Genomic DNA, 16,881 nt, shown 5'->3' with positions numbered 1-16,881 from the left:
AATTATGTAATAATCTCACAAATTTTTAGAAAAATTATGGTTAGATTAAGTTTCATCATTGATGTGTCCATATTGCAAGCAGGCCGGAAGTTTATTATCATATATATAATGACTAACTTAAAGGTGATTACGACATGAAAACATTATTCTCAGGAGTACAACCCAGTGGCATCCCCACTATCGGAAACTATATCGGGGCATACAAACAATTTGTGGAAATGCAGGAGGAATACGACTCCTATTTCTGCATCGTGGACCAGCATGCAATAACCGTCCCCCAGGACCGGCTCAAACTCAGGGACAATACAAAGAAGCTCGCAGCCATCTATCTTGCCTCCGGCCTCGACCCGGAAAAAATCACCCTCTTCATCCAGAGTGAAGTGGCGGCACATGCCAAAGCCGCATGGATGATGCAGTGTGTGGGCTATATCGGAGAGCTGGAACGCATGACCCAGTATAAGGACAAGGCACGCAAACAGAACCAGCGCGACGGCATCAGCGTCGGGCTGCTGACATACCCGTCCCTGATGGCGGCGGACATCCTCATCTACGGCACCGATGTGGTGCCGGTGGGCGAAGACCAGGGACAGCACCTCGAATTGACACGCGATTTGGCAGAGCGCTTCAATACCAAGTACAACGATATACTGACGGTGCCTGAAGTCAAGCACCCGGAAGTCGGTGGGCGCATCATGAGTCTGAACGATCCGACGAAGAAGATGTCGAAGAGTGATGACAACCAGAAGGGCTTTATTTCCCTCCTCGATGAGCCGAAGGCCGCTGCCAAGAAAATCCGCAGTGCGGTGACGGACTCCGGCAGCGAAATCCGGTACGACAAGGAAGAGAAAGCCGGCATCTCCAACCTGCTGACAATCTATTCCTCCCTGACTTCAAAAAGCATCGATGCGCTCGAAACTGAATATGAAGGCAGCAGCTACGGTACATTCAAGTCCGACCTCGGAGAAGTCGTTGAGAATTTCCTGGTCGACTTCCAAAACAAAGTGAACCACTATCTGGAAAGCGGCGAGCTGGATGACATTCTGGACGAAGGCGCCATGAAAGCATCGCGCAAGGCCGACAAGATGGTCGAAAAGATGGAGCGTGCGATGGGACTCGGCAGAAAACGCAGATAGATTCCATATTGAGACGAGCAGGAACAGCCCTGTTCGTCTTTTTGTTGCCCGAGAAGATCTTGTGACGGCCAATACACAGTGGCGGGCGGTTCGGTGGCGGACCGGGTGCACAAAGCGAAAAAAAGCCTGCTTTCTGTATTGGAAAGCAGGCTTCATCACATATATTATGCTTCGTATTTTTTGAATACCAGGCTGGCATTGTGTCCGCCGAAGCCGAAGCTGTTGGAGATCGCGTAGCGGAGGTCCGCTTCCACTGTACCTTCCGTTACATAGTTCAAGTCAAGTTCCGGATCCGGATTGTCCAGATTGATTGTCGGATGCACCTTGCCGTCCCTCAGACTGAGTACGGTGATGATGGCTTCCATTCCGCCGGTACCGCCGAGCAGATGGCCTGTCATCGATTTTGTGGAGTTGACGAGCAGATTGTAGGCATGGTCCTTGAATACATTGCGGATGGCAATCGTTTCAAACAGGTCATTGTACTGGGTGCTTGTGCCGTGTCCATTGACGTAACCGATCTCATTAGGGTCGATGCCCGCATCCTTCATCGCTTCGATCATTGCACGCGCACCGCCCTCGCCTTCTTCAGCCGGCGCTGTAATATGGTGTGCATCGCCTGTTGTACCATAGCCGACCACTTCACCATATATTTTGGCACCGCGCGCCTTCGCATGCTCGAGTTCCTCCAGCATGACAATGCCCGCACCTTCACCAATGACGAATCCATCCCTGTCCTTGGAGTATGGGCGGGATGCCTTGTTCGGATCATCCGATGTTGTCAGAGCCTTGTTGGCCTGGAAGCCTGCAACACCCATCCGGGTGATCGGTGCTTCAGTTCCTCCCGTCACCATCGCGTCCGCCTGACCGCGCTCGATGAACTTGAATGCTTCACCGATGGAGTTCGTACCTGTGGCACAGGCTGTGACTGTGGCACCGTTCGGCCCTTTCAGTCCATGCTTGATGGAGACCTGGCCGCTTGCCATGTCCGGAATCATCATCGGCACGAAGAAAGGACTCACACGGCGTGGCCCACGCTCATAGAGCACTTTGAAACCATCCTCAAGCGCCTGGATGCCCCCGATGCCGGAACCGATCCATACACCGATGCGCTCGCGGTTGTCATCGGTGATTTCAATGCCGCTGTCCTTCACCGCTTCATCGGACGCCACCATCGCATATTGCGTAAAACGGTCCATGCGGCGCGCTTCCTTCTTGTCCATGTAATCTTCAATATTGAAGTCCTTGAGCTCTCCCGCAACGTGAACATTATATTCACTGTTGTCGATGCGGGTAATCTTATCGATACCATTTACTCCCTTGAGGGCATTCTCCCAGGTTTCAGGCGCAGAATTGCCAATTGGCGTCAACGCACCGATACCTGTAATCACTACTCTTCTCTTATCCATGAGTTTCCTCCTTATTGTCTCCCCATGTCAGGCAAATTGCCCCCCATGTCAGGCCGCCGCCAAAGCCGACCAGAACGAGGGTGTCTCCTGACTTTATTCTACCATTTTTAACTTCATGATGGATACTTAACGGTATTGAAGCAGCCGAAGTATTTCCATATCTGTCAACGGTTATACTCATGCGGTCCTCCGGCAGTCCCATGCGTTCGCGGGCTGCATTCATGATGCGGATGTTCGCCTGGTGCGGCACCAGCATATCGATGTCTTCCTTGGCCAGTCCTGCTTTCTCCGTCACACTGACGCTGGACTCACCCATCTGCCTGACGGCAAACTTGTAGACTTCCCGGCCATTCATCCTGATGTTGCCGTTTTCTTCATCGTCATACAGATACGGGCCGCCATGGCCGTTGCTGCCGAGTTCGAAGGAGTGCATGCCGTAGCCATCCGCCACTTCACCCATGACGACGGCACCGGCACCATCACCAAACAGGACAGCCGTAGATCGGTCGTCGAAGTCGGTGATTTTGGACAGTTTGTCCGCCCCGACCACCAGAACATGTTTGTAGGTCCCCGTTTGGATGAACTGCTGGGCTGTGACCATCGCATAGATGAAGCCCGTACAGGCTGCCAGCTGGTCCATCGACGGCACCGGCCTCAAGCCGAGCCGCTTCTGCAGCGTGGTCGCAACAGTCGGGAACTGGTGATCCCCTGTCGAAGTCGCCACGATGACAAGATCGATCTCCTCGCTCTTGACGCCTGAATTCTCTATCGCTTCCCTGGCCGCCTCATAGGCCATGTCGCTTGTATCCATACCTTCGGCATAACGCCGTTCCTTTATTCCTGTCATTTCTGTAATCCATTCGTCGGACGTATCAAGTATTTTCTCAAAGTCATGGTTGGTAAATACCTTCTCCGGTACATAGGTCCCCAGACCCAGAACACCTACATTCTTCATTTGACCACACCTTATAATCTCATATTATCACTAGGTACTAATTTATCACATTTGAGAAATGCATACAACAAAAAAAGCACCCATGCCAAGCATGAGTGCTCGAGTGCTGCAAGCTATTCCGTTTCCGTCACACCCCAGTTGTAAGGTGCAGTTTCTTCATTGAAGCCGAGATCGATGCTGTAGTTGACGACTCTTTCGTTTACAGGAACAACGAATGACCTGTAGAGTGTCGGCACTACCGGCATCTCCTCAACCATCAGCGCCTGCCACTCGTTGTAGATTTCCTGTCTTCTCTCTACATCGAACGCTTCCGGAGAGTTGCCTTCCTCCATCAGCTGTGTGCTCTCTTCACTCTCATAACGCGGGTAGTTGAAATCCACATCCGGACCATAGAGTCCGTACGGATCCACATCAGAACCAACGCCCCATGCACCCTGATATACATCCACTTCAGGATCATCGTTTTCGAGCATGTCATAGAATGTGTTGAATTCGATCAGTCGGCCGTTCGTCAGCTGTACATTCAGGCCGATATCCTTCCAGGACTGAATGTAGTAGTTGGCAAGCGGCTCTGCAATGTCGCCGCCGGACATTGAAGCAAAGTTGATTTCGAGCGGTTCGCCCTCTGGCGTTTCGCGGAAGCCATCGCCGTCCGTATCTTCATATCCTGCTTCGTCAAGGATCTGGTTCGCCTGGTCAGGGTCGTACTCAGGCACCTCAACGCTGTCGTCATGCCAGTTCGCATGATATGGCGTAATCAGAGTCGTCGCCTTCCAGCGGAGACCATTATAGAAACGCTCACCGACTGCATCGTTGTCCATCGCATGCCACATCGCACGACGGAGTTCAGGATCGCCCATCTTCATTTCTTCAGGCTTATAGTCCACACGTCCTTCGTCTTCGTTCCACTCACCGAGCTTGAAGCCGATATACGTATAGGATCCTTCAATGTTGGCCAGCCATTCCACACCTTCCATTTCGGAAACATCTGGGAACTGGTCAGTCGGGAAGTTGATTGCCAGATCGATTTCGCCTGTTTCCATCGCATTCGCTACAGAAGATGGAGATACGACGCTGAGTTCGATGCCATCCAAGTTCGGCTCGCCTCTCCAATAGTCTTCGAACTTGGACATTACGACCGCTTCCCCAGGAGTCACAGAGTCCACTTTGTAAGGTCCGATACCGAGCGGGTTCTCACGAGTCTGTGGCGCTTCGGCCATGTCTGCAATCTCTACACCTTCATAGTGGTGTTCAGGCATCAGATAGTACCAGAAGCCGCCAGCTGTCAAGGATGGTGCGAGTTCAGTGTATGTGAACACGGCTGTCTGCTCATCGATGACTTCGATGCCGGAGATTTCATCCGCCTCTCCTGCCTTGTATTCGTTATATCCTTCAAGTAGTGTAAAGCCGTCCGTTGCGCCACGGATGCCCGGATACTCCGGATGTCCGATGACTTCGTAGGCATAGACATAATCCTCGATTGTAGCCGGTTCACCGTCATGCCATGTAACATCTTCATTGAGGGTGAACGTTACAGTGTTATCATCTTCATTGACTTCAAAAGTCATTGCGCCGTCGTTCGTGAACTGGAAGTCCTCGTCCATCGTCAGCAATGGTTCATCGAAAAGGCTGATGACTTCAAAGTCCGGGTTCCCCTGATAGAGGTTGAAGTTGAGCGTACCTTCGAACGGTGTATCGGATGTCAGACCCACTTTGAGTGTGCCTTCCCCTGTCACTTCACCGTCGTTTGATACTGTCTTATTGAAGTCTTCATAATTGTATATGTCTTCAGCTGAAGCAGAATCATCGGAACCTTCCTCTGTCTCCTCTTCAGAGCCTTCTTCTGTAGATTCCTCAGAACCTGTGTCACCCGATCCTTCCTCTTCAGATGTTTCCTCTTCAGAGCCTCCGCCGCATGCAGCCAATGCCAATACCATGATCAGCATCGTAAGAAACATCAGTTTGGACCACGAATATTTCCCCATCTTATTTCCTCCCTGTATTTAAAAATATAAACTGATATATACTCAAGTTCAGTTTAAGGCTGAAACTTAGTACCATAATATGGTAATAAATGTGATTCCGTTTAATGTGTATGTAATTCTGTCTATACACAATGTTATCACAATTGTCTGAAATATCAACATTTTGTTAAGCATTATTTTCAATTTATGTGTATTATAACACTCAATTGTTAATTTCTTGTAAATACAGACAATTTCATTGAAACCGCTTTCACTTTATTTCATTTATAGGGTTCCATTTCACTGGAACCCTGCAAATTATGCCTGTCTCTGTCTGGCGTCGCCTGCACGTCTCATCGCTTCACCGATGTTGCGCACACACAGCATGAGGACGAGAATCATGATTGCCGCCGGCACCCAGATCCATGGCCTGTGCTGCAGTGTCTGGGAATTTATCGCATAAGCCAACAACGTACCGAGGGATGGATAGTCCTCCGGGAAACCGAAACCAAGGAATGACAGTCCCGATTCGATTCCGATATTCGCCGCAAGCGACAGTGTACCGTTGACAATGATGATGCCGACGAGGTTCGGCATCAGTTGTGTAAACACGATTTTGCCATGGGAACTGCCGAGTGTCTTCGATGCATTGATATAGTCAAGTTCCCTTTCCTGGATGGCCAATGAACGAATAAGGCGCGCGGTACCTGTCCACAGGAATGCCGCCATCATGAATGAGAAGGTGAATATATCATATGATGGTGAGATCGTAACGAAAACAATGACGATCATCAGGAATGGCAGAACCATGAAGAAATCGACGATGCGCATCATGATATTATCAACACGTCCACCGAAGTACCCGGAAACGACACCATAAACAATTCCGAAGCCGACACTCATCAGTGTCACGAGTATCCCGATCGCAAGAGAGTTCCTCGTCCCGATAATCAACTGGCCAAAGATGTCCCTGCCCCCGTAATCCGTGCCGAGCCTGAATGTCTCATCCGGTGGCTGATTTATGGCAAACAGGTCGACCATGACAATTTCTTCCCGGTCGAGGAACATCGTCAGGCCGAATACATATGCCGTAATGAGTGTAAATATGATCAGTGAGAACAGCGCAAGCTTGTCTGCAATCACTTCCCGGATGATGATTCTCCACCCGGGTGTACTCCGTGGGAGATTCTTCGAATCGAGGGCGCCGTGACCCGACGCCCCGTGCGGCAGATCTGCCTTGACGGTCATGTCCATATCGCCCTTTTCGTAGGTATGGTCATCATCCGTATGTGATTCGAATGGATCTCCATCTCTTGGCCTGTCACCACTTTCCGTACTGCGACGATCCAGTTCCTGCTGACGGAGACGCGCTTTGTCCTTGTTTGCATCTTCTTCCCGGCGCCCGGCGCCGGAATTCTGATTTAAATCATTTCTATTGCTCACTTTATACGCTCCCTCCTATTTGATGCGGATCCTAGGATCTACGATACTCAGAATGATGTCGGACACTAGTGCACCCACGATTGCCAGGAACCCGTAGAACAGGATGAGCACATTCGCCACACTGAAATCACGTGTCGAGATGGAGTCCAGGAACAGACGGCCCATACCGGGATAGCTATAGATCATTTCTATAAAGATCGAACCGCCCAGGAGGGCGACGATCTCGTAGCCAAAGAATGCTGCAATCGGCAGTATGGAGTTTCTGAAGACGTGCTTGTTGTACACTGCAGATTCCTTGACCCCTTTCGCACGTGCCAGGATGATGAAGTCCTTCTGCTTCGTCTCAATGATACCGCTTCTCAAATACTGCACCGTCCCAACCAATCCGATCAGGGCGATTGCGAAACTCGGCAGGACAAGATGGTTTATTTTACTCAGTATATAATCGATGCTGCCCGGTTCGAGACCTGGTGCCACGGAGCCCCCTGTCGGGAACCAACCCAAATTATAGCCGAAGATCCATAGTATGATGAGTCCGAAAATGAACTGCGGCGTTGCAAACCCGAGGTATGTATACCCAGTAATTGCATTATCGAGCAGGGAGTCGTTGTAGCGGCCGGATACGAGTCCGAGCGGCAGACCGAGCAGGTAGATCAGCACTGTCGAGAACAGCGAGAGCCATACCGTGTTCATCAGACGGTCACCGATCACGTCCATGACCGGACGCTGATGGAAGATGGAAGTTCCAAAATCACCCTGGAACATCGCGAATATCCAGTCCCTGTACTGGATGTACCATGGATTGTCGAGTCCGAGCTGTTCCCTTCTTGCCTGAATGGCTTCAGCCGGGATGGACGGATCGATCAGCCCGGAGAGTGCGTCACCCGGCATCATCGATCCCATAATGAATACAAGTACACTCAGGATGACGAGCTGCGGGAATGTGATAAGCAGTCTTCGAATCGTAAATTTCAGCATATGTTCATCAACCTTTCACCGGCAACGCCACTCTGTGCGTCTCCGTAATGGATTGCAGCGGGAAGGCTCTGCCCTCTTCATCAAGGTGATCGGCAAAATTCCGATCATATTCCTCCTTGACCATCTGTCTGAATGCGAGATTGTTTTCGATTTCATCCACATCCGTATCGGGAATCGCTGCAATCAGCCGCTTCGTATAGATGTGCTGCGGATTTTTGAAGATTTCTTCGGTCCTGCCCTCTTCCACGAGACGGCCCTGATACATGATGCCGATATGCCGGCACATGTGGCGGACGACCCCAAGGTCATGGGCGATGAACATCATCGTAAGGTTCATATCCTGCTGGATGTCCTGCATGAAGTTGAGCACCTGCGCCTGCACCGACACGTCGAGTGCCGATACAGGTTCGTCCGCGATGATCAGCTTCGGATTCAGGGCGATGGCCCGTGCCACCCCGATCCGCTGGCGCTGTCCGCCCGAGAACTCATGCGGGTACTTGTAGAGGGAACCCGGCGGCAGCCCTACACGCTGGAGCAGCCCAAGCACTTCCGGGACCAGTTCCCCCCTCGTTTTCTTATGATAGTTCCTGATCGGTTCGGCGACGATGTCGAATACGCGCTTCCTGGGATTGAGTGAGGAATAGGGATCCTGGAAGATCATCTGGATATCATCCCTGACATCGACCTTCTTCCCTTTGCTGTTGAGCTTCTGGCCATCGAAAAAGATTTCGCCGCTGGTCACATGGTTGAGGCCCATGACGGCTTTTCCTGTCGTCGTCTTTCCCGAGCCGGATTCCCCGACCAGACCGTATGTCGTTCCTTCAGGGATGCTGATGCTGACGCCATCCACCGCCTTGACATGATCTTTGACCGTATTGAAGAAGCCGCCCTTTATTGGATAGTGGACTTTAAGATCTTTTATTTCCAATAGATTCATCGTACGCTTCCTCCCCGGGCCCCTGTTTCAATCTGGTATTCCTCTGCATCGATATTTTGGGGAGTTTCACTGCCGAGAGAAAAGTTCTTGTAGCAGGTGCAGCGCACATAATGATCATCTGCGATTTCCCTGAGCTTTGGATTCTTCTCATGTTCGGAAGCAGGCACCCATGGGATACGCGGAGCGAAGCGGCAGCCTGTACGGTCCATCTTGTTCAGTGCCGGCACCACACCCTGTATGACATGCAGCTTGCTGCCCAGCATGGATTCGGTCGGCAATGAATTCAAAAGTGAGCGTGTATATGGATGCTGCGGGTTCTTGAAGAGCTCCCGTACCGGTGCCACTTCGACGATCTGTCCGGCATACATGACCGCTACACGATCAGCCATTTCAGCCACGACCCCAAGGTCGTGTGTAATCAGGAGGACACCTGAATTCAAATCGTCCTGAAGTTCACGGATCAGGTCGAGGATCTGGGCCTGGATTGTTACATCGAGTGCCGTCGTCGGCTCATCGGCGATGAGCAGCTTCGGACGATTGGCGATCGCGATGGCGATGACGACACGCTGACGCATCCCACCTGATAGTTCATGCGGGTAGGCTTCAGCCACCCGATCCGGACGCGGGATGCCAACGCGGTCCAGCAGTTCGACAGCATAGGCCTCCCTTTCGTTCTTCGCTTTCGTATTATGTATCTTGAGTGTTTCAATAATCTGCTGCTTTATCTTCATCAGTGGATTGAGCGCCGTCATCGGATCCTGGAATATCATCGCCAGGTCACCCCCACGTATCTTGTTCATCTTGCCTTCGTTCAGTTTCAGAAGGTTCTGTCCCTGGAAATTGACCTCCCCTTCAATGCGGGCTTTTCTATGGAGCCCCATCAGTGAGAATGCTGTGGCACTTTTTCCTGAGCCTGATTCCCCTACGAGCGCAAGCACTTCATTCGGCTGGATGCTGAGTGAGACATCATCCACCGCCGGGAAATACTCGCTGCCGATTTTGAAGGAAGTCGTCAGGTTATTCACTTCTAAAAGCTTTTCAGTCATTTATTTTCACCTATTCTTTCCCCTCGTTCTTAATCGAATGTTCCTTAGCTTCTGCAACCAGTCCTGCACGATATATGTGACGCCTTGAATATGCATGGATGAATGAAGGAAATGCCGTTCTGAATCTAAAATGATAGGCATATCCAGATGCAAATCTTGTATGTCATACCCCTACACCCAGTATATTCCAAAGTTTTTCGTCACCATATATTGTACGTGTCCAAAATATATTTTGCAATCCGTTTTTTGAATTGCAACAATATTTAAGCATTTGCAGAAATTAAATATACACCAATGAATAAAGGTTTTCAACTTATTTTCCAATTATTTACGTTTTTATTGAAAGCGATTACATATGATTGGATGGTTGACTGCCTTCCGGACTTGCTCTGTGAAAAGATTATTTTTGTGCCGCCCCCTCGAGATTGGCACTATACATCGAAACCGTTTTAAGTTATTATTAGCTTATATAAATATGTAGTGGAGGCAGGACCATGAAGTATATCATCAGTTTCATCTGGGCACTCATGCTGACTCAAATGGTCAACTTCGTTCTGAACAGCCTTGGCGGCGGCGGGCCACTCAATATCTGGAGCGGTGTACTGCTGGCAGCACTTGTCACGTTGACGATCATCGTTCTCGATTTCATGCTCAAGCCGGACGAGACGAACGAAGCACAGCATAACCATTGATCATAGCAAAAGACTCACCCTGTGATGGGTGAGTCTTTTTTGATTGGGTATTCTGGAACCTGTGCCCCATCATACCCCGTCCTGCCTATATATCGACCCCAAACTCTTTCGCCTCCAGCACGAGCTGCCGCACGAGTTCACCAGCAGACATGGTCCGCGCCATGCTTTTCCCCTGACCGGCGAGGAGCATGGCATACTCTGTACTGTTCCTTACTTTCGAGGCATCCTGTATCGGCTGGGTCAGACGCCTCTGCACTGGATAGTCGACCATGCTTTTCGTTTGTTCGGCCATATCCCTGATGAACGTGTTTTTGATTGCCCGGGCAGCCCGGCCTGTAAATACTTTCGTCAATACGGATGGTATATGCCGGTTTTCACTCAGCGCATTCTTATGTACCCGATGCGCCCCGCTTTCTTCTGTGGAGATGAAGGCCGTACCCAGCTGGACACCTGCTGCACCGAGTATCCTTGCAGCCGCAACACCGCGTCCATCCATGATGCCGCCTGCAGCGATGACCGGAATGGAGAGCTGGTCTGCCGCTTCCGGAATCAGGCTCATCAGACCCACCAGACTGTCGTCGACCGGGTTGAGGAATGTCCCCCGGTGCCCGCCTGCTTCAGCCCCCTGCAGAACGACAGCATCAAAACCGGCACGCTCGATGGCTTCGGCTTCCTCGACTGTTGTCGCAGTGCCGATCAGGATCGTGCCCGCCTCTTTCAGGCGTTCGATGTGATGGCTCTGTGGTATCCCGAATATGAAGGAGCATACAGGCACCTGCTCCTCCACAATGACGTCGAGCTGTGCGTTGAACTTCATTTTGACATCTTCCATATCCGGAGGCGTGAAAGGTTCCTGCTCCAGACCAAAGAGGTCGTACAGGGGCCTGAGTGCTTCATAGGCCTCGGCTACATTCTCTTCAGTGACTTTGAAATCCCATGGTACGAACAGGTTGGCACCGAAGGATCTTCCGTGCTCCTTCTTCAGTTCACGGATCATGTTGCGCAATGCATCTGCATCCATCCCTCCTGCACCGATCATGCCAAGCCCACCGGCTTCGGAGACGGCACCCACCAGTTTTTTGGTCGTGATGCCCCCTGCCATCGGTGCCTGTATGACCGCATGCTCCACCCCGAGCAGCTCTTTGAGCATCAAGTTGTTGCGTGATATATTCACTTGCCCCTACCCCCTCTGTTGCTGTATCCTTCATACGTGTTTCTACCATATTATATATGGGTGGTCTGTCCACCTAAAAAAGACTTGCTCATCACAATGGCCCACATTGTCGTTATCTATACCCCAATTTCCAAATACTATACAATTTTACATATCTATTCTATTATAAATGGAATAATAATTTTGAAATGAAGGTGCAACGATGTGAAAATCCTACCTGCAATCCGTTCCATGAAAGATTTTGAAAAGCTTATCGGCAGTCCCTACCGGGCATGTGTCATCCTGGACATCCATATTGGGCATCTTGAAAGTCACATCACCACCATCAAAAGGCATGGATTCGATGTCTTCCTCCACCTGGATCTGATCAAGGGCCTTGCGGTCGATACCGCTTCACTCGAATACATTCATCAGAAGTACAGACCGACAGGCATCGTGACAACACGCGGAAGAATCATCAAAAAGGCCAACCAGCTTGGCATGGAGACTGTCCTGCGCATTTTCGTCATCGACTCTTCAGCCATCGAAAAAAGCATTGAACTCATCAGACAGACGGAACCCAAGCTGATTGAAATCCTTCCGGGTGTCGTACCGAAAGTGATTCACCTGCTCAAGTCGGAAGTGGATGCCGATGTGATCGCCGGCGGATTGATCGAGACACAGGGCGAGGTCGATGACGCCATCGCCGCCGGAGCCAAGTATGTGACAACGAGCAAGACGGACCTCTGGTTCAGCCCGACAAATCAGAGGTCATGAAGCATATAAAAGTTGACAACGCTTCCATTATAGGATAGATTATAAAGTAAGTTAATACGACACGGAGAGACAGAGCCCACATTTGTAGCTTTTACATAGCTACCAGTGTGGGTTTTTTTATGTTTTATTAGCGGATCAATCAAACAAAGGAGTGGTTTGCAATGAATGAACTCGTTGCAGAATTTGTTGGGACGGCAATACTTATCCTGTTCGGGGCAGGCGTCGTTGCCAATGTCAATTTGAAGGGATCCCTGGCCAAAGGATCCGACTGGATCGTCATCGCATTCGGTTGGGGCTTCGCGGTGGCGTTTGCCGTCTATGCGGTGGGCCAGTTCTCGGGCGCACATATCAACCCCGCCGTCACACTCGGTTTCGCATTTGCAGGCGAATTCGAATGGGCACAAGTAATTCCATACATCATCGCACAGGTGCTCGGGGCGATGACCGGCGCGTTTCTCGTCTGGCTGCACTTCATGCCGCACTTCAAGGCGGAGGAGGATGATGGGACGAAACTCGGCGTGTTCGCCACCGGGCCCGCCTTCCCCAACTATGTCGCCAACTTCACAAGTGAGATCATCGGCACATTCATCCTCGTCATGGGACTTCTGTTCATCGGTGCCAATGAATTCACCGAAGGCCTGAATCCGCTCATCGTCGGTTTCCTCATTACAGCGATCGGCCTCAGCCTCGGCGGCACTACCGGCTATGCCATCAACCCGGCCCGTGACTTCGGACCGAGGCTCGCCCACTTCCTCATGCCGATTCCCGGCAAGGGAAAATCGAATTTCGTATACGCCATCGTTCCGATACTCGGACCGCTGGCCGGCGGCGCACTCGGTGCAGCGGTATATAACGCAATATTTCTGAATTCGCCGGACCTGTTCCTCGCCATTGCAATCGTCTTCACTGTTTTGGTTCTTGCGTTAGGGGTATTTCTTAATAAAAGCCTGCTTAAAGGAGAGGCCTCCAAATTAATGTAGGATACGGCCTTCTTGAACAACATACAAAGTAAAGGGGTATTAAAAATGGAAAAATATATCATGTCAATCGACCAGGGCACCACGAGTTCACGTGCCATTCTATTCAACAAGGAAAGTGACATCATCGGAACCAGCCAGAAGGAGTTCAAGCAATATTTCCCCGAATCCGGATGGGTGGAGCATAACGCCAATGAAATCTGGAGTTCCGTCCTCTCCGTCGTCGCAGGGGTCATGTCCGAAAATGACATCAAAGCCGAACAGATCGAAGGCATCGGCATCACAAACCAGCGTGAAACGACCGTCGTATGGGACAAGAACACCGGCCGGCCCGTCTATAATGCCATCGTGTGGCAGTCCCGCCAGACCGCGGATATCTGCGACGAGTTGAAGTCCCAAGGCCACGAAGATACATTCCGCAAGAAGACCGGCCTGCTCCTTGATCCGTATTTCTCCGGCACAAAGGTCAAATGGATCCTCGACAATGTGGACGGTGCACGTGAAAAGGCGGAGAATGGAGACCTGCTTTTCGGCACCATCGATACATGGCTCATCTGGCGCTTCACAGAAGGAGCCACTCATGTCACAGACTACACCAATGCCAGCCGTACACTGATGTACAACATCCACGAACTCGAATGGGACAAGGAACTGCTCGACATACTGGGTGTGCCGGAATCCATGCTGCCTGAAGTCAAATCATCCAGTGAAGTCTATGGGGAAACGACGAAATCCCACTTCTTCGGACGCAACGTGCCCATCGCGGGGGTTGCCGGAGACCAGCAGGCGGCTCTATTCGGCCAGACCTGCTTCAAAGAGGGCGATGCGAAGAACACTTATGGCACCGGCTGCTTCCTGCTCATGAATACGGGTACAGAGGCCATCCAGAGTGAAAATGGACTGCTGACGACGATTGCCTACGGCATCGACGGCAAGGTGAAGTATGCACTTGAAGGCTCCATCTTCGTTGCAGGGTCCGCCATCCAGTGGCTGAGGGACGGGCTGCGCATGTTCAATGACTCACCTCAGTCGGAAGCATATGCGAACCGCATCGAATCGACGGAAGGCGTGTATATGGTTCCGGCATTCACGGGGCTCGGCGCCCCATATTGGGATTCCGAGGCACGCGGGGCCATCTTCGGACTGAGCCGGGGTACCGAGAAGGAGCATTTTGTCCGTGCGACGCTTGAATCCCTCGCCTATCAGACGAAGGATGTGCTGGATGCGATGCAGAAGGATTCAAACATTGAGCTTGAGACGCTGCGTGTGGACGGCGGGGCTGCGGCCAATGACTTCCTCATGCAGTTCCAGGCGGATATTCTCAATACGACCGTCGAGCGTCCTGAGGTTCTTGAAACAACAGCCGTTGGTGCAGCCTACCTCGCCGGACTTGCCGTCGGTTTCTGGAAATCCACCGATGAATTGAAATCGGTCAGCGAGACGGACAGCGTATTCGAACCCGAGATGGAGCAGGACCAGCGTGATGCCCTCTATGATGGCTGGCAGCATGCTGTGCGTGCGACACAGGCATTCAAGCCGAAGCACAGTTTCAAAGAAGAAGATTCACAATAGGGATCCGGTTACATCCGGTCTTTATTGGCTATAAAACTAGGAGGTAGAACAATGCTGAACACATTGACCAGAAAAGACCAATTACAGCATATGGAGAAAGTCGATTACGATATCGTTGTCATTGGTGGTGGAATCACTGGAGCGGGGATTGCCCTCGATGCGGCGAAGCGCGGCATGAAGGTTGCACTTGTCGAGATGCAGGATTTTGCTGAGGGAACAAGCAGCCGGAGCACGAAACTCGTCCATGGTGGACTCCGGTATCTGAAACAGTTCCAGATTGGAGTCGTACGTGAAACCGGAATCGAGCGCGCCATCGTATATGAAAACGGTCCGCATGTAACGACACCGGAATGGATGCTCCTCCCCTTCCACAAAGGCGGCACTTTCGGCCAGTTCACGACGAGTATCGGCCTGCGTGTCTATGATATGCTCGCCGAAGTCAAAAGGAGCGAGCAGCGCAAGATGCTGAGCGTGGATGATGTACTGGAGAAGGAGCCACTCGTCAAAAGGGATGGTCTGCTCGGTGGCGGCTATTATGTAGAGTACCGGACAGATGACGCCCGCATGACGATCGAGGTCATGAAGAAGGCAGCAGAGTTCGGTGCAGACCCGATCAACCATGTCAAAGCCGTCGGCTTCGTCTATGATGAAGGCAAAATCGTCGGTATACACGCTGAAGATCAGATTGGCGGGGAGACTTACCAGATTCTCGGCCGCCGCGTCATCAATGCAACCGGACCATGGGTGGACGATGTCCGTTCCCATGATGAGGAAGCCAAAAAAGGCAAGAAGCAGCTGTTCCTCTCAAAAGGTGTGCACCTCGTCTTTGATGAGAAGGATTTCCCGCTCCATCAGGCTGTCTATTTCGATGCCAAATCCGATGGGCGCATGATCTTCGCCATTCCAAGGGACGGCAAGACATATGTCGGGACGACGGATACACACTATGAGGGTGACAAGCAGAACCCTGTCACAACAATCGAAGACCGGCAGTACCTTCTTGATACGGCGAACGACATGTTCCCTGGGCTCAACCTCAGTGAGGAGCATATAGAATCCACATGGGCAGGAATCAGGCCCCTCATCCACGAAGAGGGCAAAGACCCTTCTGAAATCTCAAGGAAAGATGAAATCTGGGAAGCCAAAAGCAACCTCATCACCATTGCCGGCGGAAAACTGACGGGCTATCGGCACATGGCCAAGGAGATTGTCGACCTCGTGTCCAAACGTCTCGCCAAGGACTATGGCCTCAAATTCGAAAAGAGCGACACAGAACATCAGCCAATGTCAGGCGGTGATGTCGGAGGCAGCGAGGGCTTCGATGATTTCGTGAGAAATATGGCTGAACGGGCTCCATCATACGGCCTCTCCATCACGAAAGGCCAAAAGCTTGCATCACATTACGGCAGCAATGTCGAACGGATATACGAAATCATCGGCGGACTCGGTGAGGCTTCAGAACATTATGGCCTGCCGAAGGATGTCCATGCGAAAGTCATCTACAGCATCCAGCATGAAATGGCTGCGAACCCGCGCGATTACTTCGTCAGACGTACAGGGGAACTGTACTTCGACATCGCCAATGTAGAAAAATACAAAGAGGGCGTCATCCGGTTGATGAGCGACATTCTGGCATGGGATGACAGCACCCGCCAGACCTATAAGGACGAACTTGAAGTCGCTTGCCGTGAAGCAAAAGGCGTCACCACCATGGAACATGCATAAGTAATGAAGTCCCGCCCAAAACAGGGCGGGACTTTTTGTGGGTTCCAATAAGCGGATGGGCAATGGGAGGATCCACTCGCCATTGTGACCTCTGCGGTGGTGGATTGTCGGCCCCGCCCATCC

14 protein-coding genes are annotated in these 16,881 nt (G+C 51.3%); 6 read left to right on the top strand and 8 right to left on the bottom strand.

The window, feature by feature from the left end:
• The first annotated feature begins 134 nt into the window (after positions 1 to 134).
• On the top strand, positions 135 to 1,133 hold the full coding sequence (trpS, locus tag BO53_RS0109990; RefSeq protein ID WP_031547787.1) for a tryptophan--tRNA ligase: 999 nt from the start codon (positions 135 to 137) through the stop codon (positions 1,131 to 1,133).
• A gap of 164 nt (positions 1,134 to 1,297) precedes the next feature.
• Here the strand turns inward: trpS and fabF are convergent, their stop codons facing one another.
• The 7 genes from fabF to BO53_RS0109955 all read right to left on the bottom strand — a co-directional run bounded on the left by fabF (position 1,298) and on the right by BO53_RS0109955 (position 9,862).
• The gene (gene fabF / locus BO53_RS0109985) at positions 1,298 to 2,539 is read right to left on the bottom strand and encodes a beta-ketoacyl-ACP synthase II (RefSeq protein WP_031547786.1); all 1,242 of its coding nucleotides are present in this window, start codon (positions 2,537 to 2,539) and stop codon (positions 1,298 to 1,300) included.
• Entirely contained in the window at positions 2,532 to 3,494 is a 963-nt protein-coding gene (locus tag BO53_RS0109980; protein ID WP_031547785.1) for a beta-ketoacyl-ACP synthase III, read from the bottom strand. Before BO53_RS0109980 ends, fabF begins: the two co-directional genes overlap by 8 nt.
• A gap of 113 nt (positions 3,495 to 3,607) precedes the next feature.
• The gene (locus tag BO53_RS0109975) at positions 3,608 to 5,479 is read right to left on the bottom strand and encodes an oligopeptide ABC transporter substrate-binding protein (RefSeq protein WP_031547784.1); all 1,872 of its coding nucleotides are present in this window, start codon (positions 5,477 to 5,479) and stop codon (positions 3,608 to 3,610) included.
• 297 nt (positions 5,480 to 5,776) lie between these two features.
• Positions 5,777 to 6,901, bottom strand: coding sequence for an ABC transporter permease (locus tag BO53_RS0109970; protein ID WP_084185019.1), 1,125 nt, complete (start codon positions 6,899 to 6,901; stop codon positions 5,777 to 5,779).
• A 15-nt stretch (positions 6,902 to 6,916) separates the two neighbouring features.
• Positions 6,917 to 7,879 (bottom strand): ABC transporter permease, encoded by a 963-nt coding sequence (locus tag BO53_RS0109965; RefSeq protein WP_031547780.1) that lies wholly within the window; start codon positions 7,877 to 7,879, stop codon positions 6,917 to 6,919.
• 7 nt (positions 7,880 to 7,886) lie between these two features.
• The gene (locus BO53_RS0109960) at positions 7,887 to 8,816 is read right to left on the bottom strand and encodes an ATP-binding cassette domain-containing protein (protein WP_031547779.1); all 930 of its coding nucleotides are present in this window, start codon (positions 8,814 to 8,816) and stop codon (positions 7,887 to 7,889) included.
• A complete protein-coding gene (locus BO53_RS0109955) occupies positions 8,813 to 9,862 on the bottom strand; it encodes an ABC transporter ATP-binding protein (RefSeq protein WP_031547777.1) in 1,050 nt (349 codons plus the stop codon). Before BO53_RS0109955 ends, BO53_RS0109960 begins: the two co-directional genes overlap by 4 nt.
• A 494-nt stretch (positions 9,863 to 10,356) precedes the next feature.
• Between BO53_RS0109955 and BO53_RS0109950 the strand changes: the two genes are divergently transcribed.
• On the top strand, positions 10,357 to 10,554 hold the full coding sequence (locus tag BO53_RS0109950; protein WP_031547775.1) for a DUF2929 family protein: 198 nt from the start codon (positions 10,357 to 10,359) through the stop codon (positions 10,552 to 10,554).
• A gap of 85 nt (positions 10,555 to 10,639) precedes the next feature.
• On the opposite strand, the gene BO53_RS0109945 is transcribed toward BO53_RS0109950, so the two are convergent.
• Positions 10,640 to 11,728 (bottom strand): NAD(P)H-dependent flavin oxidoreductase, encoded by a 1,089-nt coding sequence (locus tag BO53_RS0109945; protein ID WP_245608230.1) that lies wholly within the window; start codon positions 11,726 to 11,728, stop codon positions 10,640 to 10,642.
• A 204-nt stretch (positions 11,729 to 11,932) separates the two neighbouring features.
• Between BO53_RS0109945 and BO53_RS0109940 the strand changes: the two genes are divergently transcribed.
• The 4 genes from BO53_RS0109940 (at position 11,933) to BO53_RS0109925 (ending at position 16,758) form a co-directional block, all read left to right on the top strand.
• On the top strand, positions 11,933 to 12,484 hold the full coding sequence (locus tag BO53_RS0109940) for a glycerol-3-phosphate responsive antiterminator (RefSeq protein WP_281174461.1): 552 nt from the start codon (positions 11,933 to 11,935) through the stop codon (positions 12,482 to 12,484).
• Positions 12,485 to 12,645: 161 nt separating this feature from the next.
• Complete coding sequence (locus BO53_RS0109935; protein WP_031547772.1) at positions 12,646 to 13,464, top strand: MIP/aquaporin family protein; 819 nt, start codon at positions 12,646 to 12,648, stop codon at positions 13,462 to 13,464.
• 45 nt (positions 13,465 to 13,509) lie between these two features.
• On the top strand, positions 13,510 to 15,033 hold the full coding sequence (gene glpK, locus BO53_RS0109930; protein WP_031547770.1) for a glycerol kinase GlpK: 1,524 nt from the start codon (positions 13,510 to 13,512) through the stop codon (positions 15,031 to 15,033).
• A 51-nt stretch (positions 15,034 to 15,084) separates the two neighbouring features.
• Positions 15,085 to 16,758, top strand: a complete 1,674-nt coding sequence (locus tag BO53_RS0109925) for a glycerol-3-phosphate dehydrogenase/oxidase (protein WP_031547768.1) — start codon at positions 15,085 to 15,087, stop codon at positions 16,756 to 16,758.
• Positions 16,759 to 16,881 lie beyond the last annotated feature (123 nt).

The organism is Salinicoccus luteus DSM 17002 (genome assembly GCF_000712035.1).
GTDB lineage: Bacteria > Bacillota > Bacilli > Staphylococcales > Salinicoccaceae > Salinicoccus > Salinicoccus luteus.
This window is presented reverse-complemented; position numbering and strand designations above follow the sequence as displayed.

Excerpts from the sequence above, each read along its gene's own strand:
- BO53_RS0109955 (WP_031547777.1), bottom strand. The coding sequence starts at position 9,862 with ATGACTGAAAAGCTTTTAGAAGTGAATAACCTGACGACTTCCTTCAAA.
- trpS (WP_031547787.1), top strand. The coding sequence starts at position 135 with ATGAAAACATTATTCTCAGGAGTACAACCCAGTGGCATCCCCACTATC.
- BO53_RS0109950 (WP_031547775.1), top strand. The coding sequence starts at position 10,357 with ATGAAGTATATCATCAGTTTCATCTGGGCACTCATGCTGACTCAAATG.
- BO53_RS0109965 (WP_031547780.1), bottom strand. The coding sequence starts at position 7,879 with ATGCTGAAATTTACGATTCGAAGACTGCTTATCACATTCCCGCAGCTC.
- BO53_RS0109980 (WP_031547785.1), bottom strand. The coding sequence starts at position 3,494 with ATGAAGAATGTAGGTGTTCTGGGTCTGGGGACCTATGTACCGGAGAAG.
- BO53_RS0109935 (WP_031547772.1), top strand. The coding sequence starts at position 12,646 with ATGAATGAACTCGTTGCAGAATTTGTTGGGACGGCAATACTTATCCTG.
- BO53_RS0109975 (WP_031547784.1), bottom strand. The coding sequence starts at position 5,479 with ATGGGGAAATATTCGTGGTCCAAACTGATGTTTCTTACGATGCTGATC.
- fabF (WP_031547786.1), bottom strand. The coding sequence starts at position 2,539 with ATGGATAAGAGAAGAGTAGTGATTACAGGTATCGGTGCGTTGACGCCA.
- glpK (WP_031547770.1), top strand. The coding sequence starts at position 13,510 with ATGGAAAAATATATCATGTCAATCGACCAGGGCACCACGAGTTCACGT.
- BO53_RS0109960 (WP_031547779.1), bottom strand. The coding sequence starts at position 8,816 with ATGAATCTATTGGAAATAAAAGATCTTAAAGTCCACTATCCAATAAAG.
- BO53_RS0109925 (WP_031547768.1), top strand. The coding sequence starts at position 15,085 with ATGCTGAACACATTGACCAGAAAAGACCAATTACAGCATATGGAGAAA.